The sequence below is a fragment of the Pandoraea iniqua genome, from assembly GCF_902459685.1.
Taxonomy (GTDB): domain Bacteria; phylum Pseudomonadota; class Gammaproteobacteria; order Burkholderiales; family Burkholderiaceae; genus Pandoraea; species Pandoraea iniqua.
In genome coordinates this window covers 1-23,266 of record NZ_CABPSF010000001.1, presented here as the reverse complement: position 1 = coordinate 23,266, position 23,266 = coordinate 1, and the positions used below count along the sequence as shown (strand labels likewise).

Here is a 23,266-nt window from a genome sequence, read left to right as displayed (position 1 = left end):
GGCACCCGCACGGTTGACGCTGATGAAGCGCACATGGGGTGCGTTAGGCACGTTGTTCGAACGAGTGCGTAGCGATCGCGTGCTCGTGATTTTGCTGATCGCGTTTGTCGCGCTCCAGATACTTCGGCCGGCGAGTGCCGGCGCGTTGTTCGCGCGTATCGATCAGCACACCATCCTCACGCTCGCCGGCCTGCTGATGCTTACGCGGGCCATCGACCAGAGCGGCTTTCTCGATTGGCTCGCGCAACGGCTGTTGCGATGGTTTCGCACCGAGCGGCGCCTTGCGTTGCTGATGGTGAGTTTTGCAGCGGCGTTGTCCACGTTGCTCACCAATGACGTGGCGTTGTTCGCGGTGGTGCCGCTGGCGTTGTCGCTGGCGCGCATCGCACCGGTGCGCATCGAGCGATTGATTATCTTTCTCGCGCTGGCGGTGAACGCCGGCTCGAGTCTCACGCCGCTGGGCAACCCCCAGAACCTCTTCCTGTGGCAGCACAGCGGGATGGGCTTCGGTGCGTACGTCGCCATGATGACGCCGATCACCGTGGCGCTCATGGGGCTTCTGTTGGCCGTCTGTGCGTTTGCCTTCGACTCGCGTACCCTGCATTTTCAACGGCGGGGGCCGTCGCACGAGGTGCGCTGGCCATTGCTGTGGACTGCGCTCGTGTTGTTCGTCGCGTTCGTGGCGCTGGCCGACCACGGTCTCGCCGGCTGGGCGTGTGCCGGGGTGGCGGTGGTGCTGTTGTTTGCGCGCCGGAGCGCGGTCATCGGCATCGACTGGTTGCTGCTGACGATCTTCGTGCTGATGTTCGTGGTGTTGCGCGGGGTGGCCGAGATGCCGGAAGTGCGCACGCTACTGGGGCACGTGGATTTCTCGGGCACCCTGACGGCGTATCTGGGCGGCGCCGTGTTGTCACAATTCATCAGTAATGTGCCCGCAGCGATTTTGCTCGCGGAGTACACGCAGAACTGGCCGGCGCTCGCTCACGGCGTGGCTGTCGGCGGATTTGGTCTGGCTGTCGGGTCGTTAGCGAACCTAATTGCATTGCGCATGGCGAAATCGAGCAAAATCTGGTGGCACTTTCACTGGATTTCGATACCGTTTTACCTAGTGGCACTGGGGCTGGGGTTCGCTGCCCTGAAATGGGTCTGATCCGGCCCCCAACGACGCGCAGATGGCGTGATTGTGCGGCCTTCCGGACGAATGCCGCGCTGCACCATGCGAGAATGCGCACTCCGTGAGAGTTGGCGCCAAATCGAAGCATGCACTGCACAGTTTCGGCGAATTTGTTGCGTGTTTCAATTGACTGGCGTTCGTAATCTCCCGTAAAATCTCGCGGGTTTAACTGCTTGAAGAGCCCATTCGTTTTGCACGAGTCGGGCGGGGAGGTACGAGATGGCCGATGAAATACGGTCGAACTTGGAACCGAAACCGCAAGCGCCGGCGCATGCAACAGATGATGTTTGGGACGACGAGCAGGAGCAAGAAACAATCGTTCCGCTCACGCGTGCGCAGGCCGAGCGCCTGTTCGGTCCCAATGTGGGGCGCGCATCCCGTGTGACTCCATTCAGAGTGGTGGGTGCCCAGGTACTGTTGTCGCTCGCGGCGACACTGGCTTGGTGGGTACTCTCGGCATCGCCCCAAGAGGCTGCGGTGTCTGCATGGCTGGGCGGAATGATGGGTTGGGTGCCGGGCGCATTGTTTGCGCTGCGGCTAAGAATTTCAGGTGATCGCCTCTCCGTCGGTTCGTTAGTGGCGGGAGAAGCGGTCAAGGTAGCAACGACGATTGCGTTGTTGGTGGCCATAGCGTTCGGTTACCCGGGAGTTCACTGGGTAGCGTTGCTGGTCACCTTCGTGCTGACGCTGAAGGCCTATTGGCTGGCGATGGCATTCAAGTAGCGGTCAATTCCGCTCACGCGTCGCGCGCTGCCGTGTGCGGATTTTCATAATTGGGTGTTTGATCGCTATGTCAGTAGAAGCCGGTAGCCACGCTCCGAACCCGTCGGAGTACATTTCGCACCACCTGCAAAACCTCGCGAGCTCGACGCAGACGAAGATCGTCGACTTCTCGATCATCAACTGGGACACCATGTTCTGGTCGATCGCGATGGGCGCTCTGGGCTGCTTCGTGCTCTGGTTGGCCGCGCGTAAAGCCACCTCGGGCGTGCCGGGCCGTTTCCAGGCTGCGGTCGAAATGCTCGTCGAAATGGTCGAAGACCAGTCGAAGAGCATCGTGCACGGCAATCGTGCCTTCATCGCCCCGCTCGCGCTGACCGTGTTCGTCTGGGTCGCGCTCATGAACTCGCTGGACCTGTTGCCCGTCGACCTGCCGTCGAAGGTCATCGGCTGGGTCGGCCTCGGCTCGATCATTACCCACCATCGTATTGTCCCGACGGCCGACTTGAACGGCACGCTCGGTATCGCCGTTGGCGTGCTGATTCTGATGCTGTACTACAGCTTCAAGATCAAGGGCACGGGCGGCTTCATGCATGAGCTGTTCACGGCACCGTTCGGCAACCACTTCCTGCTGTGGATTCCGAACCTGCTGCTTAACCTGATCGAATTCTGTGCCAAGACCGTGTCGCTCGGTATGCGACTGTTCGGCAATATGTACGCCGGCGAACTGGTGTTCCTGCTGATCGCGCTGTTGGGCGGTATCTGGAGTTTTGGCGCAGATGCGTCGGTGCTGGGTTTTGTCGGTCATATCATCGCCGGCACCGCATGGGCGATTTTCCACATCCTGATCGTGTTGCTCCAGGCGTTCATCATGATGATGCTCACGCTGGTGTATATCGGCCAGGCGCACGACCATCACTGATCGGTTGTTGCGGTTGTTACGTGTTTCCCGGTTTTTCGGTTTTTCAAATTTAAAGTTTCAAGTCTCTAACCAATAGGAGTAATCATGCAAGCTTTCATCGCTAACATCCAGGGTCTGACCGCCATCGGTATCGGTATCATCATCGGTCTGGGTGCCATCGGCGCCTGTCTGGGTATCGCGTTGATGGGCGGTAAGTACATCGAAGCATGCGCACGTCAGCCGGAACTGATGAACCCGCTGCAAACGAAGATGTTCCTGCTGGCTGGCCTGATCGACGCCGCATTCCTGATCGGCGTGGGCGTTGCCATGCTGTTCGCATTCGCGAACCCGCTGCTGTCGAAGCTCGCTTAAGTTTCTTTCGGATGGTCGCGCACTGATCCGCGCGACCTGGACATGAACGGCGCGCCCAAGCCAGCAGGCACAATGGGGCGCGCTGTTTTGCCAATCGACTCGCAACACCGAAAGGGAACACCGTGAACATCAACGCAACTCTGTTCGCGCAAACCGTCGTGTTTCTGATCCTGGCATGGTTCACGATGAAGTTCGTGTGGCCGCCGCTGATCAAGGCTATCGACGAACGCGCGAAGAAAATCGCTGACGGTCTGGCTGCTGCCGATAAGGGCAAGGCCGAACTCGAAGCCGCCAACAAGCGCTCCACGCAAGCCCTCACGGAAGCCCGTGACGAAGGCGCGAAGCGTATTGCCGACGCTGAAAAGCGCGCGCAAGCCGTGGCCGAAGAGATCAAGCAGCAGGCTCAAGCCGAAGCCGCCCGTATCATCGCCAACGCCAAAGCCGAAGCCGAGAACCAGGCCGTCAAGGTCCGTGAATCGCTGCGCGAAGACGTTGCCGGTCTGGCAGTCAAGGGCGCCGAGCAGATCCTGAAGCGCGAAGTTGACGCCAAGGCCCATGCTGACCTGCTGAACCAACTCAAGGCAGAGCTCTGATCATGGCCGAACTCGCAACCATCGCTCGTCCGTACGCTGAGGCGTTGTTCCGCGTGGCCAAGGCCGGTGATCTGAATCGCTGGTCGGAGCTGGTGCGCGAACTGGCGCAAGTGGCAGCGCTTCCCGAAGTGGCCAATCTGGCCGACGATCCCAAGGTAACGCCGGCGCAAGTCGTCGACGTGCTGACGGCTGCCGTGAAATCGACCGACGCCGAAGTGCGTAACTTCGTCGCCGCTGTGGTCGAAAACGGTCGTCTGGCTGCCATGACGGAAGTCGCCGAGCAGTTCGAGGCGTTGAAGAACGCCGCCGCCGGTTCGGCGGATGCCACGATCGAAAGCGCTTTCCCGCTCGACGGTGAGCAACTGACCTCGCTGGTCAAGGGCCTCGAGCACAAGTTCGGCCGCAAGCTCAACCCGAGCGTGACGGTAGATCCGTCGCTGATCGGTGGCGTGCGTGTGGTGGTTGGCGACGAGGTGCTGGACACTTCGGTGCGCGCCCGCCTGGCGGCCATGCGGACGTCGCTGACGGCCTGACGGCCGGCGCGAATCGCCTGCGACGGCAAGAATTGAATATCAGGAGCACATATGCAACTCAATCCCTCTGAAATCAGCGAACTGATCAAGAGCCGGATTCAAGGTCTCGAGAGCGGCGCCGAAGTCCGTAACGAAGGCACCGTGATTTCGGTGACTGACGGTATCTGCCGCATTCATGGCCTGTCGGACGTGATGCAAGGTGAAATGCTCGAATTTCCGGGCAACACCTTCGGTCTGGCACTGAACCTCGAGCGCGACTCTGTCGGCGCCGTGATTCTGGGTGAATACGAGCACATCTCGGAAGGCGACACCGTCAAGTGCACGGGCCGCATTCTGGAAGTGCCGGTCGGTCCGGAACTGAAAGGCCGCGTCGTTGACGCGCTGGGCGTGCCTATCGACGGCAAGGGCCCGATCAACGCCAAGATGACCGACGCAATCGAAAAGATTGCCCCGGGCGTGATTTGGCGTAAGTCGGTGTCGCAGCCGCTGCAAACGGGTACCAAGGCTATCGACGCCATGGTGCCGATCGGCCGTGGCCAGCGCGAGCTGATCATTGGTGACCGTCAGACGGGTAAGACCGCTGTGGCCATCGACACGATCATTTCGCAAAAGGGCAAGGGCGTGACCTGCGTCTACGTCGCGATCGGCCAGAAGGCTTCGTCGATCATGAACGTGGTGCGCAAGCTCGAAGAAATGGGCGCGATGGAATACACCATCATCGTGACCGCTACCGCTTCGGACTCGGCCGCCATGCAGTTCATCGCACCGTACGCCGGTTGCACGATGGGCGAATACTTCCGCGACCGCGGCGAAGACGCGCTGATCATTTATGACGACTTGACCAAGCAAGCTTGGGCGTACCGTCAGATCTCGCTGCTGCTGCGCCGCCCGCCGGGCCGTGAAGCTTACCCGGGTGACGTGTTCTATCTGCACTCGCGTCTGCTCGAGCGTGCCGCTCGCGTCTCGGAAGAGTACGTCGAGAAGTTCACGAACGGCGCGATCAAGGGCCAAAGCGGCTCGCTGACCGCACTGCCGATCATTGAAACGCAAGCCGGTGACGTGACCGCGTTCGTTCCGACGAACGTGATTTCGATTACCGACGGCCAGATCTTCCTGGAAACCGACCTCTTCAACGCAGGTATCCGTCCGGCAATTAACGCCGGTATTTCGGTGTCGCGCGTCGGTGGTGCTGCCCAGACCAAGGTCATCAAGAAGCTGTCGGGCGGTATCCGTACCGACTTGGCTCAGTACCGTGAGCTGGCTGCGTTCGCGCAGTTCGCTTCGGACCTGGACGAGGCCACCCGCAAGCAACTCGAGCGCGGCCGCCGCGTGACGGAACTGCTCAAGCAGCCGCAGTATCAGCCGCTGCAAGTGTGGGAACTGGCCGTGTCGCTGTTCGCCGCCAACAACGGTTATCTGGACGATCTCGAAATCGCTCAGGTCCTGCCGTTCGAAAAGGGTCTGCGCGAAGTTCTGAAGACCAGCCACGCTGCGCTGATCGGCCGTATCGAAGAGACCAAAGATCTCTCGAAGGACGACGAAGCTGCCCTGCACGCTGCGCTCAAGGACTTCAAGAAGACCGGCGCTTACTAATCCGGTTGAATCGGTAACTATTCAACGGACCCGGGAAGGCGCGATGTTCAGGCAAGAACGAACGTCGCGCCGAGACAAGGAGTAAGCAATGGCTGGAATGAAGGAAATTCGCGGCAAGATCAAGAGCGTGCAAAACACGCGCAAGATCACCAAGGCCATGGAAATGGTGGCCGCGTCGAAGATGCGCAAGGCGCAGGAACGCATGCGCCATGCCCGGCCGTACGCTGAGAAGGTACGCCAGATCGCTGCGCATATGGGCCAGGCGAATCCGGAATACCACCACCCGTTCATGGTGAAGCATGCCGACGCGAAAGCGGCCGGCATCATCGTGGTGACGACGGACAAGGGTCTGTGCGGCGGCTTGAACACCAACGTGCTGCGTGCCGTGGTGACCAAGCTGAAGGCGATCGAAGCGCAAGGTCTGAAGATTGAAGCCACCGCCATTGGCGGCAAGGGCTTCGGTTTCCTGAACCGTATCGGCGCGAAGGTGGTCTCGCACGTGGTGCAACTGGGCGACACCCCGCACCTCGACAAGTTGATCGGCGCCGTGAAGGTGCAGCTCGACGCGTATGCCGAAGGCAAGCTCGATGCCGTGTATCTGGCCTACAACCGCTTCGTCAACACGATGAAGCAGGAAACCGTGGTCGAACAACTGCTGCCGCTGCCCGAGAAGTTTGAAGGCCAATCGGAAGACGCGAGCGCAGTGCCGGCAACGCATTCGTGGGACTACATCTACGAACCGGACGCAAAGTCGGTGGTGGATGCCCTGCTGGTGCGTTACGTCGAAGCGGTCGTGTATCAGGCAGTCGCAGAGAACATGGCGTCGGAGCAGTCCGCCCGTATGGTGGCCATGAAGGCCGCATCGGACAACGCGAAGACCGTGATCGGTGAATTGCAGATGGTCTACAACAAGGGCCGTCAAGCATCGATTACGAAGGAACTGTCCGAAATCGTGGGTGGCGCTGCCGCTGTTTAAGCGGTGGCACGGGCCGATGCGCCGCAAGGCGAAATGAATTTGAGTATCTAAAGGAAAAGCGATGAGTACTGCTTTGATTGAAGGCAAAATCGTACAGTGCATCGGCGCCGTGATCGACGTGGAGTTCCCGCGCGATAGCATGCCGAAGATCTACGACGCGCTCATTATGGACGGTTCGGAACTGACGCTCGAAGTTCAGCAGCAGCTGGGCGACGGCGTGGTTCGTACCATCTGTCTGGGTTCTGCCGAAGGCCTGCGCCGCGGCATGATGGTGAAGAACAGCGGTCTGCCGATCACTGTGCCGGTCGGTAAGCCGACGCTGGGTCGCATCATGGACGTGCTTGGCCGTCCGATCGACGAAGCCGGTCCGATTGCACGCGATCACACGCGCTCGATCCACCAGAAGGCTCCGGCATTCGACGAGCTGTCGCCGTCGACGGAACTGCTCGAAACCGGCATCAAGGTTATCGATTTGATCTGCCCGTTCGCCAAGGGCGGCAAGGTGGGTCTGTTCGGTGGCGCCGGTGTGGGCAAGACCGTGAACATGATGGAACTCATCAATAACATCGCCAAGGAACACGGCGGTTATTCGGTGTTTGCCGGTGTGGGCGAGCGTACCCGTGAAGGGAACGACTTCTACCACGAAATGAAGGACTCGAACGTTCTGGACAAGGTCGCGCTGGTGTACGGCCAGATGAACGAGCCGCCGGGCAACCGTCTGCGCGTCGCGCTGACCGGTCTGACGATGGCTGAGCACTTCCGTGACGAAGGTCTCGACGTGCTGTTCTTCGTGGACAACATCTACCGTTTCACGCTGGCCGGTACCGAAGTGTCCGCACTGCTCGGCCGTATGCCGTCGGCAGTGGGCTATCAGCCGACGCTGGCTGAAGAAATGGGTAAGCTGCAAGAGCGTATTACGTCGACCAAGAAGGGCTCGATCACGTCGGTGCAAGCCGTCTACGTGCCTGCCGATGACTTGACCGACCCGTCGCCGGCAACCACCTTCGGCCACTTGGACGCCACCGTCGTGCTGTCGCGTGACATCGCCTCGCTGGGTATCTACCCGGCCGTCGATCCGCTCGACTCGACCTCGCGTCAGATCGACCCGAACGTGATTGGCGAAGAGCACTACACGGTCACCCGTCGTGTGCAGTCGACGCTCCAGCGCTACAAGGAATTGCGCGACATTATCGCGATTCTGGGCATGGACGAACTGTCGCCGGACGACAAGCTGGCAGTGGCGCGCGCTCGTAAGATCCAGCGTTTCCTGTCGCAGCCGTTCCACGTGGCAGAAGTGTTCACGGGTTCGCCGGGCAAGTACGTTCCGCTCAAGGAAACGATCCGCGGCTTCAAGATGATCGTCGACGGCGAATGCGACCACCTGCCTGAGCAGGCGTTCTACATGGTCGGCACGATCGACGAAGCGTTCGAAAAAGCCAAGAAGATGCAGTAAACGGTTGAGTGCCGGGTGACGGCGGAGGTCTCTCGCGAGACTTGCGCTGCACCGGCAGGTGACTGTCGAACGGCGGGGTAGCGGGGCGAGGGCGGTAACGACCGCGCTCGGTACTCCTGCCGCTTCATCACACTCAACGGGAGCGATTATGGCAACCATTCACGTAGACGTCGTCAGCGCAGAAGAGCAGATCTTCTCGGGTCGGGCGCGCTTTGTGGCGCTGCCGGGCGAAGCCGGCGAACTGGGCATTTTGCCCGGTCACACGCCGCTGATCACGCGCATCAAGCCGGGTGCCGTGCGCATCGAGGACGAAGCAGGTAACGAAGATTTCGTCTTCGTGGCCGGCGGCATTCTCGAAGTGCAACCGGGCACGGTGACCGTGCTCGCCGACACCGCTATCCGCGGCAAAGACCTGGACGAGGCAAAAGCTGCCGAAGCCAAGCGTCGCGCGGAAGAAGCGCTTGCGAACAAGGATTCGAACATCGAGTACGCGAAAGCCCAGGCCGAGCTGGCCGAAGCTATCGCCCAACTCGCTGCGATCAGCAAGCTGCGCAAGGCAAAGCTGTAAATTGGCATTGTCGTAGTCCCGGCCGCAATGCCGGTGTTGCGATCGATGCAGAAAGCTCCATGCATGAAAGTGCGTGGAGCTTTTGTTTTTTCCGGTCACCGCACTCTCTCAGGGCCATCCCCACTCGTTACGTTACGTGAATTACGTTAACGTAAACGTCAACGCAGCGTGACGCGCTATTGTTGTAAAGACCAGCCGATAGCGGCGTCGGGCACGACAGCATTTCGCCATTTCAGCATTGCTTCAGTATCAGGAGACAAAAGCATGGAAAGCCGGGAAGGTGCAGGCGTAGTCCCACGTAATGGGTTGTCGTATGTGAAGGGCGACACGACGGTGCCGTTGTCGTCGCTCACGGTGTTTGGTCTGCTGGCCGAGACGGCCTCGACGTTTCCTGAGCGTCAGGCGGTGGTGTTTCGCGAGCAGGGCGTGGATTGGACGTGGCGCGAATTCATCGCGCACGTCGACACGTTCGCCGCGGGTTTGCTGGCATTGGGACTGAAGAAGGGCGACCGGGTCGGCATCTGGTCGCCGAATCGCGTCGAATGGCTCGTTACGCAATTCGCGACCGCACGCGTGGGGCTGGTGCTGGTGAACATCAACCCGGCCTACCGCCTCGCCGAGCTGGAGTACGCGATCAACAAGGTCGGCTGCAAGGCGCTGGTGGCCGCCGAGTCGTTCAAGACGTCGCGCTATCTCGACATGCTGAACACGCTCGCGCCCGAGCTCGCACAGAGCGAACCGGGCCTGCTGAAGTCGGCGAAGCTGCCCACGCTCACCACGATCATCCGCATGGGCACCGGCATCACGCCGGGGATGATGAATTTCAGCGACGTCGTGACCCTCGGTGCCGACGCCAGCCTCGACACGCTGCGCAGTATTTCCGACAGTCTCGATTGTCACGAAGCGATCAACGTTCAGTTCACGAGCGGCACCACCGGCAGCCCGAAAGGTGCGACGCTAACGCATCACAACATCGTCAACAACGGGCGGTTCATCGCGATGGCGATGAAGTTCACGGAGCACGACAGCCTGTGCATCCCGGTGCCGTTCTATCACTGCTTCGGCATGGTGCTCGCAGTGCTGGCGTGTGTGTCGACGGGCGCGACGATGGTCTTCCCGGGCGAGGCGTTCGACCCGAAGGCCACCATGGCCGCGGTGTCGGAAGAGAGCTGCACGGCGCTGCATGGTGTGCCGACGATGTTCATTGCACAGCTCGACCATCCGGACTTCGGCAACTATCACTTCGATTCGCTGCGCACCGGCATCATGGCCGGCTCGCCGTGCCCGATCGAGACGATGAAGCGCGTGATCAGCCAGATGCACATGAGCGAAGTGACCATCGCCTATGGCATGACGGAGACGAGCCCGGTGTCGTTCCAGACCACGACCACCGATCCGCTCGAAAAGCGCACGAGCACGGTCGGCCGGGTTCAGCCGCACCTTGAAGTGAAGCTGGTCGACGCGGCAGGCGAGATCGTACCGGTGGGCGAGAAGGGCGAGCTGTGCACGAAGGGCTACTCCGTGATGCAGGGCTACTGGGACGATGAGCCGCGCACGCGCGAGGCGATTCGCGATGGCTGGATGCACACGGGCGACCTCGCCACCATCGATGAAGACGGCTACTGCAACATCGTCGGCCGTGTGAAAGACATGCTCATCCGTGGCGGCGAAAACATTTACCCGCGCGAGATCGAGGAGTTCCTGTTCCGCCATCCGAAGATTCAGGCGGTGCAGGTGTTCGGGGTCCCCGACGCGAAGTACGGCGAAGAGGTCTGCGCATGGATTGTGCTGAAGCCGGGCCAGAGCGCGACGGAAGACGACATCCGTGAGTTCTGCAAGGATCAGATCGCCCACTACAAAGTGCCGCGCTATATCCGCTTCGTCGACGACATGCCCATGACGGTCACCGGCAAAGTGCAGAAATTCATCATGCGCGAGCAGATGGTCGAATCTCTGGGATTGAGCGAGGAAAAGACGGCCTGATCTGCGCGTTTCAATCGATGTCAGCCGATCTATTTCCTCTCTGATCGGCGGACACGGAACGATGGAACTCCCCGCAGCAAATGCCCGCTCGCAAGGCGGGCATTTGCCTATCTGGCGTTATCCGCGTGTCGCCCTGCCGACGGGCACACGGACAATGCCGTATGATTCGGGATTACCCTAGGTGCCCCGGCCATGTCAGCCCACTATTTCCGCTCGGTGTTTGTTCTCGGCATTCTGTCTGCCATCGGCTCGTTGTCGATCGACATGTATCTGCCGGCGCTGCCGAGCATCGCGCGGGAACTGAATACGACGGATGCGGCAGCGCAATTCACGCTGGCTTCGTTCTTCATCGGGCTGGGCCTCGGACAATTGCTGCACGGCCCGCTGGCCGATCGCTTCGGCCGCAAGCGCCCGCTTTACGCCGGGCTCGCGCTCTACACCATCGCGTCGGCCGGCTGCGCACTCGCCCCCAACATCGAAACGCTGATCGTCTGCCGCTTCATTCAGGCAGTGGGCGGCTGCGCCTGCTTTGTGATCGCCCGGGCGATGGCGCGCGACCTGTTCGATACGAATACCGTGGCCCGCGTGCTCTCGCGCATGACGCTGATCATGGGCGCCGCGCCGATTCTCGCGCCGCTCGTCGGCGGTCAGGTGCTGATGTTTGTCGGCTGGCGCTGGATCTTCTGGGGCCTGACGGTGTTCGGCGTCATCTGCTTCGCGATGGCCGTCTACTGGCTGCCCGAGACGCGGCACGCCGCCAAGCAGGCACGCCACTGGCTGGCAACCGCGTGGCACAACTACGGCGCGCTGATCCGTGATCGCGAGTTCATGGGCAACGCGCTGGCCGGTGGTGTGGCGCAGGCCGGCATGTTCGCGTACATCACCGGCTCGCCGTTCGTTTTCATCAACCTGTACGGCGTGGACCCGGCGCACTACGGCTGGTTGTTCGGCCTGAACGCCTGCGGCATCATCTTCGGCTCGCAGGTCAACGCGCACTTGCTGCGCAAACGCCGGCCGGCCGATGTGTTGCGCCGTACCAACAATCTGGTCGCGATTCTCGGGCTGGTGCTGTTGGTGGTGGCGAGTTTGCAGCTCGGCGGCCTGCCCGGATTGATGGTGCCGCTCTTCGCGTACGTGGCGAGTCTGGGTTTTTCGCAGCCGAACGCCGTGGCCGAAGCCCTCAATCGCCAGCACCAGCGGGCAGGCGCGGCCTCAGCACTGCTCGGTGCTTTGCAATTTCTCGCGGCCGCCAGCGCAGGCGCAGCGGTGGGGATGTTGCACGCGCGCTCGGCGGTGCCCATGGCGGCCGTGATTGCCGTGTGCGGCGTACTGTCGTGGTGCCTGCACACGCTGCTGATTCGCCGCGCCGGCCCGCCGGCGGCGCTGCCGCCCGCACCGGAAAACGTGTAGGCGGCGCCGGTCTCGCGTCCGAATGTCGGCGTATTTGGGGAACTTTGCCCGAAGTTTTCTTCCAAACCTGAGATTCGGCGCAGGTCACTACATCTGTAACACTTTGTAATTGCACTGTTCCGGCGTCGAACGGGTCGGCAAAGTACGATCCAGCCACTTCGCAAAAGCCCCCCAAATCTTTTTGCAAAGACGGCTAAAGTTCGGCGCAAAACGGCCGAAATACAGACGAGTAGTAGAGCGCAGCTTCGTGACATTTGCGTGAAGCCACCGTCTTTTCACACCGATCATTCCCCCCGAATGCATCGCAGGGGCCGCTCGCGCCCCGCATGTAGGAAAAACTCCTACAAAAAACTTCCGCTTTTCTTGCCCTTCTATGTAGTTTTTCTCCGATTTCTTTATCTTTCGCCTTTATCCACAATGCGAGGGAAAACGGAGTAGTACCGCAAGATCATCCATTGCGCCGGGGGGCCGCATGCGAAACAGCGAAACACTGAATGAGATTCGTGAGTTGAATCTCTCCTACCTCGTACTGGCTCAGCGCCTGATTCGCGAGGACCGTGCCGCGGCGATGTTCCGCCTTGGCATCAGCGACCAACTTGCCGACGTGCTCGGCAGTCTCACCTTGGCTCAACTCGTCAAATTCGCGGGGTCGAACCAGCTTCTGTGCCGATTTCGCTTTGACGACCACGTGATCCTCTCAAGCCTTACGCACGGAGCGAAAGACGTGGGTATGCAGCAGTCGCACGCATCGATTCTGCTCGCGGGGCAACCCGTCGAGCAGATCGGCTAAGTACGCGATGTAATTCGCGCGCTACCCGGGGGTAGCGCGCCGCGTCACCTGCCAGGAAGCCTGCATATGCGTACCAAAAGCGTCGTTCTCGAGGCCCGCGAGATCCAGTTGGCCATCGAACTGATCGAACTCGGCGCCCGCCTCCAGTTGCTGGAAGCGGAAACGAGCCTCAGTCGGGATCGCCTCATCAAACTCTACAAAGAGCTCAAGGGTGCTTCGCCGCCCAAGGGCATGCTGCCGTTCTCGACCGATTGGTTCGTGACCTGGCTGCCGAACATCCACTCGTCGCTTTTCCACAACATCTATCGCCATCTCGTGCATCACGGCGGATGCCAGGGCATCGAGGCCATCGTCAAGGCCTACCGTCTGTACCTGGAGCACGTCGAACTGCATGGCTGGGAAGCTGTGCTCGGGTTCACCCGCGCATGGACGCTGGTCCGTTTCTTCGACAGCAAGATGTTGCAAATGACGCCGTGCACGCGTTGCGGCGGCCATTTCGTCACGCACGCGCACGAGCCTCACGGCCAGTACGTCTGCGGTCTGTGCGCGCCGCCGTCGCGCGCCGGTAAGACGCGGAAAGCAAAACATGCGCACGCCGCCGATCTGGCGCCGGTAGTGGCCGAAGCCCCGGTGGGCGTGCCCGGCCCCGGCGGTACGGACATTTCGCCGTTGGCTGCCTGAGCGGCACATTCGTCACGAGGACGCATCCCCTACAGTTTCCCTGCTTGTCTGCCGTTAAGCCCTCTGAACAGGAAGGACATTTTTCCGTAGACGTATTTTTGCGAGAGGTATCCGGCAGTGCTTGTCGTCATTGGTTACATCATCGTTCTTGCCTCGGTCTTTGGCGGTTTCGTCATCGGCGGAGGTCACTTGGGCGCGCTGTTTCAGCCGACCGAGCTGCTGATCATCGGTGGCGCGGGCGTCGGCTCGTTTGTGGTGGGCAACAACAGCAAGGCGATCAAGGCGACGATGAAGGCGCTGCCGATGCTGTTCAAGGGCTCGAAATACACCAAAGAGCTGTACATGGAGCTGATGGCGCTGCTCTACGTGCTGCTCGCCAAGGCACGTAAGGACGGCATGCTCGCCATCGAAGGCGACGTGGAAGACCCGGCGTCGAGCCCGGTGTTCTCGCAATACCCGCGCATTCTGAACGAGCCGCGCATCATGGAATTCCTGACCGACTATCTGCGCCTGATGGTCAGCGGCAACATGAACGCGTTCGAGATCGAGAACCTGATGGATCACGAAATCGAAACGTACCGCCACGAAGGCGAGGTACCGGCCCACTGTCTGCAAAAGACCGGCGATGCGATGCCGGCCTTCGGTATTGTGGCGGCCGTGATGGGCGTGGTGCACACGATGGCTTCCGCCGACCAGCCGCCGGCCGTGCTGGGTGCGCTGATCGCGCAGGCACTCGTGGGGACGTTCCTCGGCATTTTGCTGGCATACGGCTTTATTTCGCCGCTCGCCCAACTGATCGAACACCGCATCAACGAGTCGGTCAAGCTTTACGAGTGCATCAAGGTCACGCTGCTGGCGAGCCTGAATGGCTACGCCCCGGCCCTGTCGGTGGAGTTTGGCCGCAAGGTGCTGTACTCCACGGTGCGGCCGTCGTTCGCCGAGCTCGAAGAGCACGTGCGCCAGGTCAAGGCACGTTGACGGACGGCAGCAATGAGCGAGAAAGACGAGCGGCCCATTATCGTCAAGCGCCGCAAAGCCGGCGGGCACGGCCATCACGGCGGTGCGTGGAAGATTGCCTACGCCGACTTCATGACGGCCATGATGGCGTTCTTCCTGCTGATGTGGCTGCTCAGTTCCGTGAGCAGCAAGGAACTGACGGGCATTGCCGAATACTTTCGCACGCCGCTCAAGGTCGCGCTCACGGGCGGGCGTAATGCGGCGGACAACAGCGGTGTGATTCCCGGTGGCGGTACCGACACGACGCGTACCGACGGCCAGAAGTCGCGTGGCGATCAGGTGCGCTCGCGTCAGGCCACGACGGCCGAGCTGGCCGAGCGCGCCGATGCACAGCGTTTGCGCGAACTCAAGGCGCGGATCGAGAAGGCGATCGAGAATAATCCGACGCTCAGGCAATTCCGCAAACAGTTGCTGATCGACGTGACGACCGAAGGCCTGCGCATTCAGATCGTCGACGATCAGAACCGGCCGATGTTCGCCAACGCGAGCGCGCAGGTGCAACCGTATATGCGCGACATCCTGCGCGAGATCGGCAAGTCGCTCAACGACGTGCCCAATCGCATCAGCCTGTCGGGTCACACCGATGCGACGGCGTATGCGCAGGGCGACAAGAGCTATAGCAACTGGGAGCTGTCGGCCGATCGCGCGAACGCTTCGCGTCGCGAGTTGATCGCGGGCGGCCTCGATGGCGATAAGGTCCTGCGCGTGGTGGGGCTGGCCTCGACCGTGCCGCTCGATCGCGATGACGCTTACAACCCGATTAACCGACGCATCAGCATCATCGTGCTCAATCGCCGTGCCGAGGCTTCTGTGAAGCACGAGGGCGACCAGCCGACGATCGATGCGACGAACGCCCGAGGTTCGGGCGCCGACGCCGTCAACGCTGCCATCAGTGGCGTGTTGCCGCCGGGCGTACCGTCGCCACCGTCACCCCCCGCAGCGCCTGCTGCGCCGGGTGAAAACGGTGCAGCGGCGAGATAACCGATAAGAAGAGGAGACGCATGGAGGCCATGCAGGCACGCAATACGATTCTCGCGGTCGACGACTCCGCGTCAATGCGTCAGATTCTGGCGGCCACGCTCGACGAAGCCGGCTATGCCGTGACGACGGCGCGCGACGGACAGGAGGCACTGGCACTGGCATCGAATGCGAATTTCGATCTGGTGCTGACCGACCAGCACATGCCCGGCATGGACGGGCTGTCGCTGATTCGTGCCCTGCGGGACCTCGATGCGTTCGCACAAACGCCGATTCTGGTGCTCACCACAGAAGTTGACGGCGCGTATAAGACGGCGGCCCGTGAAGCGGGGGCAAGCGGCTGGCTGATCAAGCCGGTCGACCCCGAGGCACTGGTCGACGTGGTGGGCTCGCTTGTCGGCGCGGGCGCATGACGATGTTGATGGCGTCGACGGCACAACCAAGTTAGGACGAGGAAACCGGTGGATATCACCCAGTTCTACCAGACCTTTTTCGATGAAGCGGAAGAGTTGCTCGCAGAGATGGAGCACCTGCTGCTGGCGCTCGACGTGAGCGCTCCGGATAACGAGCAGCTCAACGCGATTTTTCGCGCCGCACACTCGATCAAGGGCGGGGCCGCGACGTTCGGCTTCACCGCGCTCACCGAGACCACTCACCTGCTGGAAAACCTGCTCGACCGCGCGCGTCGCGGCGAGTTGCAGTTGCGCACCGAGATGGTCGACACCTTCCTGGAAACCAAAGACGTGTTGCATCAACAGTTGAATGCCTACCGCGCCTCCAGTGAACCCGATGTCGAGGCGATGACGCGCATCTGCGCGGTGCTCCAACGCTTGGCTGCCGAAGAAAGCGGCGAGGCACCGTCGGCCGCGCCGACTTCGCCTGCTGCACCGGCGCCCGCAGCTGCGGCGCCCGCGCCAGTCGCGCCCGAAGCCACGACCGACGCGAGTGGCGCACCCACCAGCCCGGTCGCACCGGGCCAGACTCGCCTCAAGGTCACGCTCACGGGCGTGAGCGAAAAAGACCAGACCCTGCTTGCAGAAGAACTTGGCAACCTCGGTCACGTGGCCGGCCGCCAGTCGGTCGACAACGCATTGCATCTGTGGCTCGACACCACCTGCGGCGCCGACGACATTCTCGCCGTGTGCTGCTTCGTGATCGAGCCGTCGCAGATCGACGTGCAGGATGCGGCCGCCGCCGCAGCGCTCGCAGCGGCGACGCCCGCCGCGCCAGTTGCCCCTGCTGCTGCGGCCCCGGTCGCGCAGCCCGCCGTCGAGATCTTCGAACCGATCGCCGCCGCTCCCGCCGCTTCCGCCGCTCAGGCAGCCCCCGCCCAGATCGAAGTGCCGGCCCCCGTGGCTGCGCCCGAGCAGATCGTGGTGCCGCCGGCCCCCGTCGCCCACGCGGGCGGCAGTGGTGGAAATGGCGGTAACGGCACGCATCCGCCGGAAAAGCGCGCAGCGGCCCCGGCCGCCGGCGGCGCTGCCGGCCACGAGAACAGCTCCATTCGCGTGGGCGTGGAAAAGGTCGACCAGCTCATCAATCTGGTGGGCGAACTGGTGATCACGCAGGCCATGCTTGCGCAGACGGCCAGCAGCCTCGACCCGATGCTGCACGACCGTCTCTTCAACGGCATGGGCCAGTTGGAGCGCAACGCGCGCGACCTGCAAGAAGCGGTCATGTCCATTCGCATGATGCCGATGGACTACGTGTTCTCGCGTTTCCCGCGTCTGGTGCGCGATCTCGCGACCAAGCTCGGCAAGCAGATCGAACTGGTCACGTTCGGTCAGGCGACCGAGCTCGACAAGAGCCTGATCGAGCGCATCATCGATCCGCTCACGCACTTGGTGCGTAACAGTCTCGACCACGGTATCGAAACCTCGGAGGCGCGTCTCGCCTCGGGCAAAGACCCCGTGGGCCAGCTCGTGCTGTCCGCCGCGCATCAGGGCGGCAATATCGTGATCGAAGTGAGCGACGACGGTGCCGGCCTGCGCCGCGAGAAGATTCTCGCCAAGGCGCAGCAGCAAGGCATGAACGTGTCCGACTCGATGGCGGACGAGGAAGTCTGGCAGCTGATTTTCGCGCCGGGTTTCTCGACGGCCGAAGCCGTGACCGACGTGTCGGGCCGTGGTGTGGGCATGGACGTCGTCAAGCGAAACATCCAGCAGATGGGCGGCCACGTGGAGATTCTGTCCACGCGCGGCAAGGGCACCACCATCCGCATCGTGCTGCCGCTGACGCTGGCAATCCTCGACGGCATGTCCGTCAAGGTCGGCACGGAGATCTTCATCCTGCCGCTGAACTTCGTGATGGAGTCGCTGCAACCGCGCCGCGACGACATTCGCGCCGTGACCGGCGAAGGGCAGGTCGTACTGGTGCGCGGCGAGTATCTGCCGCTGGTGGAGCTGTACCGTGCGTTCGACGTGCCCGAGGCACGTGGGGATCCCACGCAGGGCATCATCGTGATCCTGCAAGCCGAAGGCCGGCGCTTTGCGCTGCTCGTCGACGAGCTGGTGGGTCAGCAGCAGGTCGTGGTGAAGAACCTCGAAACCAATTACCGCCGTATTCACGGTATTTCTGCCGCCACCATCATGGGTGACGGCAGTGTGGCCCTGATCGTGGACGTGGCGGCGCTTCAGCGCGGCCAGCGCTCGGCATCGGCCACCATCTTCAACTGAAGTCGGAGAGTCGTCAGATGGAAAAGCTTTCGCAAGAGCATGCCATGTCGCGCCAGGGCGGCGCCATGCAGACCGAGGGCGACGGCCAGGAATTTCTGGTCTTCACGCTCGGTGAAGAGGAATACGGCATCGACATCCTGAAGGTGCAGGAAATTCGCGGCTACGACGCCGTCACGCGCATCGCCAACGCGCCCGACTTCATCAAGGGCGTGATCAACCTGCGCGGCATCATCGTGCCGATCGTGGACATGCGTATCAAATTCCGCCTCGGCCGCGTCGAGTACGACACGCAGACGGTCGTGATCATTCTGAACGTGGCCGGCCGTGTGGTCGGCATGGTCGTTGACGGCGTGTCCGACGTGCTTACGCTCGCGCGCGGCGAAATCAAGCCGGCACCGGAATTCGGCGCACAACTGGCCACCGAGTACATCACGGGGCTGGGCACGGTCGAAGGCCGCATGCTGATCCTGATGGACATCGAGAAGCTCATGACCAGCGACGACATGGCGCTGATCGAGCGTCTGGCGAGCTGAGACGAATTAAGGCGGACAAAGACGCAGCTCGATGGCGCGGCGTCCGGGGATGCCGTGCCGACAGCAGCAGATAGATCGAAATAGACGGAAACAGACGGGCAGAGACACCCGCAGCGTTACCCACAGACATAACCCACTCACCCGAAGACCACGGAGACCGAGCACGTGCGCGATAACCAGCCCGTCACCCAAAACGAATTCGTCATCGGCGAGCATCAGTACCTGATCTCGCGAACGGATCTGAAGGGGCGGATCACGTATGCCAATCCCGCCTTCGTGGAGGTGAGTGGCTATTCGCGTGACGAACTGCTGGGCGCGCCGCACAACATCGTGCGCCATCCCGACATGCCGTCCGAAGCGTTCGGCGACCTGTGGGACACGATCAAGCGCGGCGATACGTGGACGGGGCTCGTGAAGAACCGCCGCAAGAACGGCGACTTCTACTGGGTGCTGGCGACCGTCACGCCGACGCTCGAGAACGACGCCGTGGTCGGCTACACCTCCGTGCGCGTGCGTCCGGCTGCCGGGGCGACCGAGCAGGCCGAAACCATCTACGCACGCTTTCGCAACGGTCAGGCCGGCAATCTGCGCATTCGCGGTGGCATGGTCGAACGTGGCGGCATTGCTGCACTCGTGCGCAAGATCCGCATCGACACGCTGCGTGCGCGCCTGACCGGCATCATCGTGCTCGGCGCGCTGCTGCTCGCCGTGGTGGGCGGGCTGGGCCTGTGGGGCATGTCGAGCAGCAACGCCAAACTGCTTCAGGTGTACCAAAACGGCATGGTGCCGGTGGGTACGCTGGGCACCATCGGCCAGAAGCTCGACCGCGACGTTTTGCTCGTGGCGGAAGCCATCGGCAACCCGAATCTCGACGCGATGAAGCGTGCGGGCGACGAGATTGCCGCCAGCCTCGACGACATCAATCGCGAGTGGGCGAACTACATGAAGGCGGTCGATCCGGCCACGCAGGCACAGGCCGAGCGCTTCAACGTGATTCGCCAGCGTTTTACGACCGATGGCCTGCAACAGACCGTCGAAATGCTCAAGGCAGGTTCGGCGGAAGGCGCACAGCAAACGTATCTCGAGAAGGTGAAGCCGGCGTACGGTCCGATGCGCGATGAGCTCAACGTGCTCACGCGGCTGGAACTCACGCAGGCCACCGACTTGTATCAACAGGGCCAGCGCGAGCACACCATCGTGCGCTCGCTCACGGCAGTGGCCGTCATCGGCGGCATCATCGTGTTGTTCGTGCTCGGCAGCATCTTGCGCCGTGCGATCAACCATCCGCTGCGCGTGGCGCTGTCGATGTCCAAGCAGATTGCGGCGGGCGACCTGACCGGCAAGGCCGAAGGCACCGGACGCGACGAAGTCGGCCAACTGCTGTTCGGCCTGACGGTGATGAAGAACAGCCTGCTGTCGATCGTCTCCGACGTGCGCGAGGGCATCGAGTCGATCAACGTGGCGTCGCGCGAAATCGCAGCGGGCAACACCGATCTGTCGGCGCGCACCGAGCAACAGGCCGCGTCGCTGGAGCAGACGGCGTCGTCGATGGAGCAGCTCACGGCCACGGTCAAGCAGAACGCGGACAACGCCAAACAGGCGAGCGCGCTGGCCGTCAACGCGTCGGAGATTGCAGCACGCGGCGGTCAGGTGGTCGGCAACGTGGTCGACACCATGCAGGGCATCTCGTCGAGCTCGCACAAGATCGTCGACATCATCAGCGTCATCGAAGGCATTGCCTTCCAGACCAACATTCTCGCGCTGAACGCGGCCGTGGAAGCGGCGCGCGCGGGCGAGCAAGGCCGCGGTTTCGCCGTGGTCGCGGGCGAAGTCCGCACGCTGGCGCAGCGCAGCGCGTCGGCCGCGAAAGAAATCAAGGTGCTCATCGAAGACTCGGTGGGACGCGTCGAGAACGGTTCGGCACTGGTGTCGCAGGCCGGCAAGACGATGGATGAAATCGTGCAGGCCGTGCAGCGCGTGACCGACATCATGGGCGAGATTTCGGCGGCCTCCGCCGAACAGTCGGGCGGCATCGAGCAGGTCAACCGCGCCGTGTCGCAGATGGACGAGGTCACGCAGCAGAACGCGGCGCTGGTCGAAGAAGCGGCCGCTGCGGCGGGCTCGCTGGAAGAACAGGCGCACCGCCTGCGCGACGCCGTGTCGGTGTTCCGCGTCGGCGATGCGTTCAAGGCAGGCGATGCCCGCAGCGCGGCACTCTCGCGCGCGGCCAGCGCCCAGACCGTTCGTCATTCGACGGCAGCGAGTACCGCTCAACCCGTCGCGAGCGCAGCCAAGGCAGCATCGGCAGCAAGCGCAACGAAGGCCTCGGCAACTGCCGCAGGTGCAGCCACCGCCCGCGCGAGCGCCGGTGCCGCTGCGGCACGCACGGTAACGCGCCGTCCGCAAACGGCGGCTCCGGCCGCTGCTGCCGGTCCGGCGGCGGCCACGAATGCACAAGAAGATGCACAGGTCTTGCAACTGGCGGCGCGTCGCGGCAAAGCGGCACCCGGCGGTGCACCCGCCGGTGGCGCGAGCGACTCGGGCGACTGGGAAGAGTTTTGAACGTTTCGGTGATTGGGATGGGTACGCCGGCGTGAGCCGGTATTCACGGGGTAGAGGTCGTTATGTTTAAAAATGTCACCATCCGGGCGCGGTTGACGCTGGCGCTTGGACTCTTCATGGTGTTGCTGGTCGTCGGCGCCGCTGTGGGGCTCTTGTCGCTGCGACAAAGCAACACGTCGTTGCAGGAGATGTACACCAACGACATGGCGTCGTCGCGTGCCCTCGCGCAGACCACGCTCTCCACGCTCTCCGCACGTGTGACCCTTGCACGCATCGAGTTCATCGCCGATCCGAGCGAAATCAAGACAGCCATCGACGGGGTGCGTAACAACCTCAAGAAGGCCGACGATGCGTGGGCAACCTACGCGGCGCTGCCCATGAGCGATGGCGAGAAGCCGCTGGCCGACGCCGCCATTGCCGCCCGCAGCAAGGTCGTGAACGAAGGCATTCTGCCGGCGCTCAAGGCAATCGAATCGGGTGACATTCCCGATTTCCACGCCAAGACGGTCATGGATGTGCCGCGCCTGTTCGGTGATTACACCAAGGCGATGACGACGCTGGCCGACCTTCAGGTCAAGAATGCGCAAGATCGCTACGACGTGGCGCAAAACCGCTACACGCTGGTGATGTGGATGGTCGGCATCGGCCTGATTGTGGGTCTGGTGGTCGGTCTGATTACGCAGATCACGCTCACGCGCGCCATCGTCGGCCCGATCGACGACGCCATCAAGCACTTCGAAAAGATCGCCGGCGGCGACCTCACGCAACGCATCGACGTGTGGAACGACACCGAAACCGGCCGCCTGTTCAAGGGCGTGAAGCACATGCAGGACAGCCTCGTGCGCACCGTCGCCGAAGTGCGCTCGGGCACCGAGTCGATCACGTCCGCTGCGCAGCAGATCGCCGCAGGCAACACCGATCTGTCGGCGCGTACGGAGCAACAGGCCGCCTCGCTGGAAGAAACCGCTTCGTCGATGGAGCAGCTCACTGCCACCGTCAAGCAGAACGCCGACAACGCGCGTCAGGCAAGCCAGCTTGCGGTGAATGCCTCGGATATCGCGGCACGCGGTGGTGACGTCGTGGGCAAGGTGGTCGGCACGATGCAGGGCATCTCGACGAGCTCCAGCAAGATCGTCGACATCATCAGCGTGATCGACGGCATCGCTTTCCAGACCAACATTCTGGCGCTGAACGCCGCCGTGGAAGCCGCGCGCGCAGGCGAGCAGGGTCGTGGTTTTGCGGTGGTCGCAGGCGAAGTGCGCACGCTGGCACAGCGCAGCGCCGCAGCCGCGAAGGAAATCAAGGAACTGATCGAAGATTCGGCCCACAAGGTCGAGGACGGTTCGGCACTTGTCGAGCAGGCCGGTCAGACGATGGAAGAGATCGTGCAGGCGGTCAAGCGCGTGACCGACATCATGGGCGAGATTTCGGCCGCATCGGCCGAGCAGTCGGGCGGTATCGAGCAGGTCAATCGTGCCGTGACGCAGATGGACGAAGTCACGCAGCAGAACGCGGCACTCGTCGAAGAAGCCGCTGCCGCTGCCGGTTCGCTCGAAGAGCAGGCCAACCGCCTCAAGTCGGTCGTCTCGGTGTTCCGTCTGGACGCGAGTCAGGCAGCCGGTGCTCAAGCTGGCCACGCCGCGCATGCGGTGCCGGCACTGGCGGCAGCGCCCGCACCGCGTGCAGCAGCTCGCCCGCCGGTTCGCAAGACCGCAGCGCCGGCCCCGGCCGCCGCCCCGAAAGCCGCAGCGCCT

At 62.4% G+C, this 23,266-nt stretch carries 21 protein-coding genes; all 21 read left to right on the top strand.

What is annotated here, in order from left to right; translation table 11 throughout:
- Window positions 1–22 precede the first annotated feature (22 nt).
- Window positions 23–1,150, top strand: a complete 1,128-nt coding sequence (locus PIN31009_RS00105; protein ID WP_150789581.1) for an SLC13 family permease — start codon at window positions 23–25, stop codon at window positions 1,148–1,150.
- Between the two features lie 243 nt (window positions 1,151–1,393).
- Window positions 1,394–1,897, top strand: coding sequence for an ATP synthase subunit I (locus PIN31009_RS00100; RefSeq protein ID WP_058376587.1), 504 nt, complete (start codon window positions 1,394–1,396; stop codon window positions 1,895–1,897).
- 67 nt (window positions 1,898–1,964) lie between these two features.
- Window positions 1,965–2,816: a F0F1 ATP synthase subunit A gene (gene atpB / locus PIN31009_RS00095; protein WP_150682544.1), complete on the top strand. Its 852-nt coding sequence runs from the start codon at window positions 1,965–1,967 to the stop codon at window positions 2,814–2,816.
- Between the two features lie 84 nt (window positions 2,817–2,900).
- The gene (atpE, locus tag PIN31009_RS00090) at window positions 2,901–3,167 is read left to right on the top strand and encodes a F0F1 ATP synthase subunit C (protein WP_010807762.1); all 267 of its coding nucleotides are present in this window, start codon (window positions 2,901–2,903) and stop codon (window positions 3,165–3,167) included.
- A gap of 122 nt (window positions 3,168–3,289) precedes the next feature.
- The gene (locus tag PIN31009_RS00085; RefSeq protein ID WP_058376585.1) at window positions 3,290–3,760 is read left to right on the top strand and encodes a F0F1 ATP synthase subunit B; all 471 of its coding nucleotides are present in this window, start codon (window positions 3,290–3,292) and stop codon (window positions 3,758–3,760) included.
- A gap of 2 nt (window positions 3,761–3,762) precedes the next feature.
- Complete coding sequence (locus tag PIN31009_RS00080) at window positions 3,763–4,293, top strand: F0F1 ATP synthase subunit delta (RefSeq protein WP_058376584.1); 531 nt, start codon at window positions 3,763–3,765, stop codon at window positions 4,291–4,293.
- Window positions 4,294–4,344: 51 nt separating this feature from the next.
- Window positions 4,345–5,886 carry a F0F1 ATP synthase subunit alpha gene (gene atpA, locus PIN31009_RS00075; RefSeq protein ID WP_150682543.1) on the top strand — a complete coding sequence of 514 codons (1,542 nt, stop codon included), beginning with the start codon at window positions 4,345–4,347 and terminating at the stop codon, window positions 5,884–5,886.
- 88 nt (window positions 5,887–5,974) lie between these two features.
- Window positions 5,975–6,862: a F0F1 ATP synthase subunit gamma gene (atpG, locus tag PIN31009_RS00070; RefSeq protein ID WP_058376582.1), complete on the top strand. Its 888-nt coding sequence runs from the start codon at window positions 5,975–5,977 to the stop codon at window positions 6,860–6,862.
- 61 nt (window positions 6,863–6,923) lie between these two features.
- A complete protein-coding gene (gene atpD, locus PIN31009_RS00065; RefSeq protein WP_058376581.1) occupies window positions 6,924–8,315 on the top strand; it encodes a F0F1 ATP synthase subunit beta in 1,392 nt (463 codons plus the stop codon).
- 148 nt (window positions 8,316–8,463) lie between these two features.
- Entirely contained in the window at window positions 8,464–8,883 is a 420-nt protein-coding gene (locus tag PIN31009_RS00060) for a F0F1 ATP synthase subunit epsilon (protein ID WP_150682542.1), read from the top strand.
- Between the two features lie 264 nt (window positions 8,884–9,147).
- Window positions 9,148–10,866, top strand: coding sequence for an AMP-binding protein (locus PIN31009_RS00055; RefSeq protein ID WP_150682541.1), 1,719 nt, complete (start codon window positions 9,148–9,150; stop codon window positions 10,864–10,866).
- Window positions 10,867–11,058: 192 nt separating this feature from the next.
- On the top strand, window positions 11,059–12,276 hold the full coding sequence (locus PIN31009_RS00050) for a Bcr/CflA family multidrug efflux MFS transporter (RefSeq protein ID WP_150682540.1): 1,218 nt from the start codon (window positions 11,059–11,061) through the stop codon (window positions 12,274–12,276).
- Window positions 12,277–12,748: 472 nt separating this feature from the next.
- Window positions 12,749–13,066: a flagellar transcriptional regulator FlhD gene (flhD, locus tag PIN31009_RS00045; RefSeq protein ID WP_023598340.1), complete on the top strand. Its 318-nt coding sequence runs from the start codon at window positions 12,749–12,751 to the stop codon at window positions 13,064–13,066.
- Between the two features lie 66 nt (window positions 13,067–13,132).
- Window positions 13,133–13,747: a flagellar transcriptional regulator FlhC gene (gene flhC, locus PIN31009_RS00040; protein WP_150682539.1), complete on the top strand. Its 615-nt coding sequence runs from the start codon at window positions 13,133–13,135 to the stop codon at window positions 13,745–13,747.
- A gap of 117 nt (window positions 13,748–13,864) precedes the next feature.
- On the top strand, window positions 13,865–14,725 hold the full coding sequence (gene motA / locus PIN31009_RS00035; protein WP_058376576.1) for a flagellar motor stator protein MotA: 861 nt from the start codon (window positions 13,865–13,867) through the stop codon (window positions 14,723–14,725).
- A gap of 12 nt (window positions 14,726–14,737) precedes the next feature.
- A complete protein-coding gene (motB, locus tag PIN31009_RS00030) occupies window positions 14,738–15,745 on the top strand; it encodes a flagellar motor protein MotB (RefSeq protein WP_150682538.1) in 1,008 nt (335 codons plus the stop codon).
- Window positions 15,746–15,774: 29 nt separating this feature from the next.
- The gene (locus tag PIN31009_RS00025) at window positions 15,775–16,155 is read left to right on the top strand and encodes a response regulator (RefSeq protein ID WP_150682537.1); all 381 of its coding nucleotides are present in this window, start codon (window positions 15,775–15,777) and stop codon (window positions 16,153–16,155) included.
- A 48-nt stretch (window positions 16,156–16,203) separates the two neighbouring features.
- Complete coding sequence (cheA, locus tag PIN31009_RS00020; RefSeq protein WP_150788925.1) at window positions 16,204–18,417, top strand: chemotaxis protein CheA; 2,214 nt, start codon at window positions 16,204–16,206, stop codon at window positions 18,415–18,417.
- A 17-nt stretch (window positions 18,418–18,434) separates the two neighbouring features.
- Window positions 18,435–18,950, top strand: a complete 516-nt coding sequence (locus PIN31009_RS00015; protein ID WP_058376573.1) for a chemotaxis protein CheW — start codon at window positions 18,435–18,437, stop codon at window positions 18,948–18,950.
- A 165-nt stretch (window positions 18,951–19,115) separates the two neighbouring features.
- The gene (locus PIN31009_RS28325) at window positions 19,116–21,512 is read left to right on the top strand and encodes a methyl-accepting chemotaxis protein (protein WP_150788924.1); all 2,397 of its coding nucleotides are present in this window, start codon (window positions 19,116–19,118) and stop codon (window positions 21,510–21,512) included.
- Window positions 21,513–21,574: 62 nt separating this feature from the next.
- Window positions 21,575–23,266, top strand: a 1,692-nt coding sequence (locus PIN31009_RS00005; RefSeq protein ID WP_150788923.1) for a methyl-accepting chemotaxis protein, incomplete at its 3' end; no start/stop codon positions are given.

Coding starts and splice junctions, on each gene's coding strand:
- PIN31009_RS00100 (WP_058376587.1), top strand. CDS start 1,394: ATGGCCGATGAAATACGGTCGAACTTGGAACCGAAACCGCAAGCGCCG.
- PIN31009_RS00015 (WP_058376573.1), top strand. CDS start 18,435: ATGGAAAAGCTTTCGCAAGAGCATGCCATGTCGCGCCAGGGCGGCGCC.
- atpE (WP_010807762.1), top strand. CDS start 2,901: ATGCAAGCTTTCATCGCTAACATCCAGGGTCTGACCGCCATCGGTATC.
- PIN31009_RS00025 (WP_150682537.1), top strand. CDS start 15,775: ATGCAGGCACGCAATACGATTCTCGCGGTCGACGACTCCGCGTCAATG.
- PIN31009_RS00080 (WP_058376584.1), top strand. CDS start 3,763: ATGGCCGAACTCGCAACCATCGCTCGTCCGTACGCTGAGGCGTTGTTC.
- atpD (WP_058376581.1), top strand. CDS start 6,924: ATGAGTACTGCTTTGATTGAAGGCAAAATCGTACAGTGCATCGGCGCC.
- atpB (WP_150682544.1), top strand. CDS start 1,965: ATGTCAGTAGAAGCCGGTAGCCACGCTCCGAACCCGTCGGAGTACATT.
- motB (WP_150682538.1), top strand. CDS start 14,738: ATGAGCGAGAAAGACGAGCGGCCCATTATCGTCAAGCGCCGCAAAGCC.
- flhD (WP_023598340.1), top strand. CDS start 12,749: ATGCGAAACAGCGAAACACTGAATGAGATTCGTGAGTTGAATCTCTCC.
- atpG (WP_058376582.1), top strand. CDS start 5,975: ATGGCTGGAATGAAGGAAATTCGCGGCAAGATCAAGAGCGTGCAAAAC.
- atpA (WP_150682543.1), top strand. CDS start 4,345: ATGCAACTCAATCCCTCTGAAATCAGCGAACTGATCAAGAGCCGGATT.
- PIN31009_RS00060 (WP_150682542.1), top strand. CDS start 8,464: ATGGCAACCATTCACGTAGACGTCGTCAGCGCAGAAGAGCAGATCTTC.
- flhC (WP_150682539.1), top strand. CDS start 13,133: ATGCGTACCAAAAGCGTCGTTCTCGAGGCCCGCGAGATCCAGTTGGCC.
- PIN31009_RS00055 (WP_150682541.1), top strand. CDS start 9,148: ATGGAAAGCCGGGAAGGTGCAGGCGTAGTCCCACGTAATGGGTTGTCG.
- PIN31009_RS00105 (WP_150789581.1), top strand. CDS start 23: ATGAAGCGCACATGGGGTGCGTTAGGCACGTTGTTCGAACGAGTGCGT.
- PIN31009_RS00050 (WP_150682540.1), top strand. CDS start 11,059: ATGTCAGCCCACTATTTCCGCTCGGTGTTTGTTCTCGGCATTCTGTCT.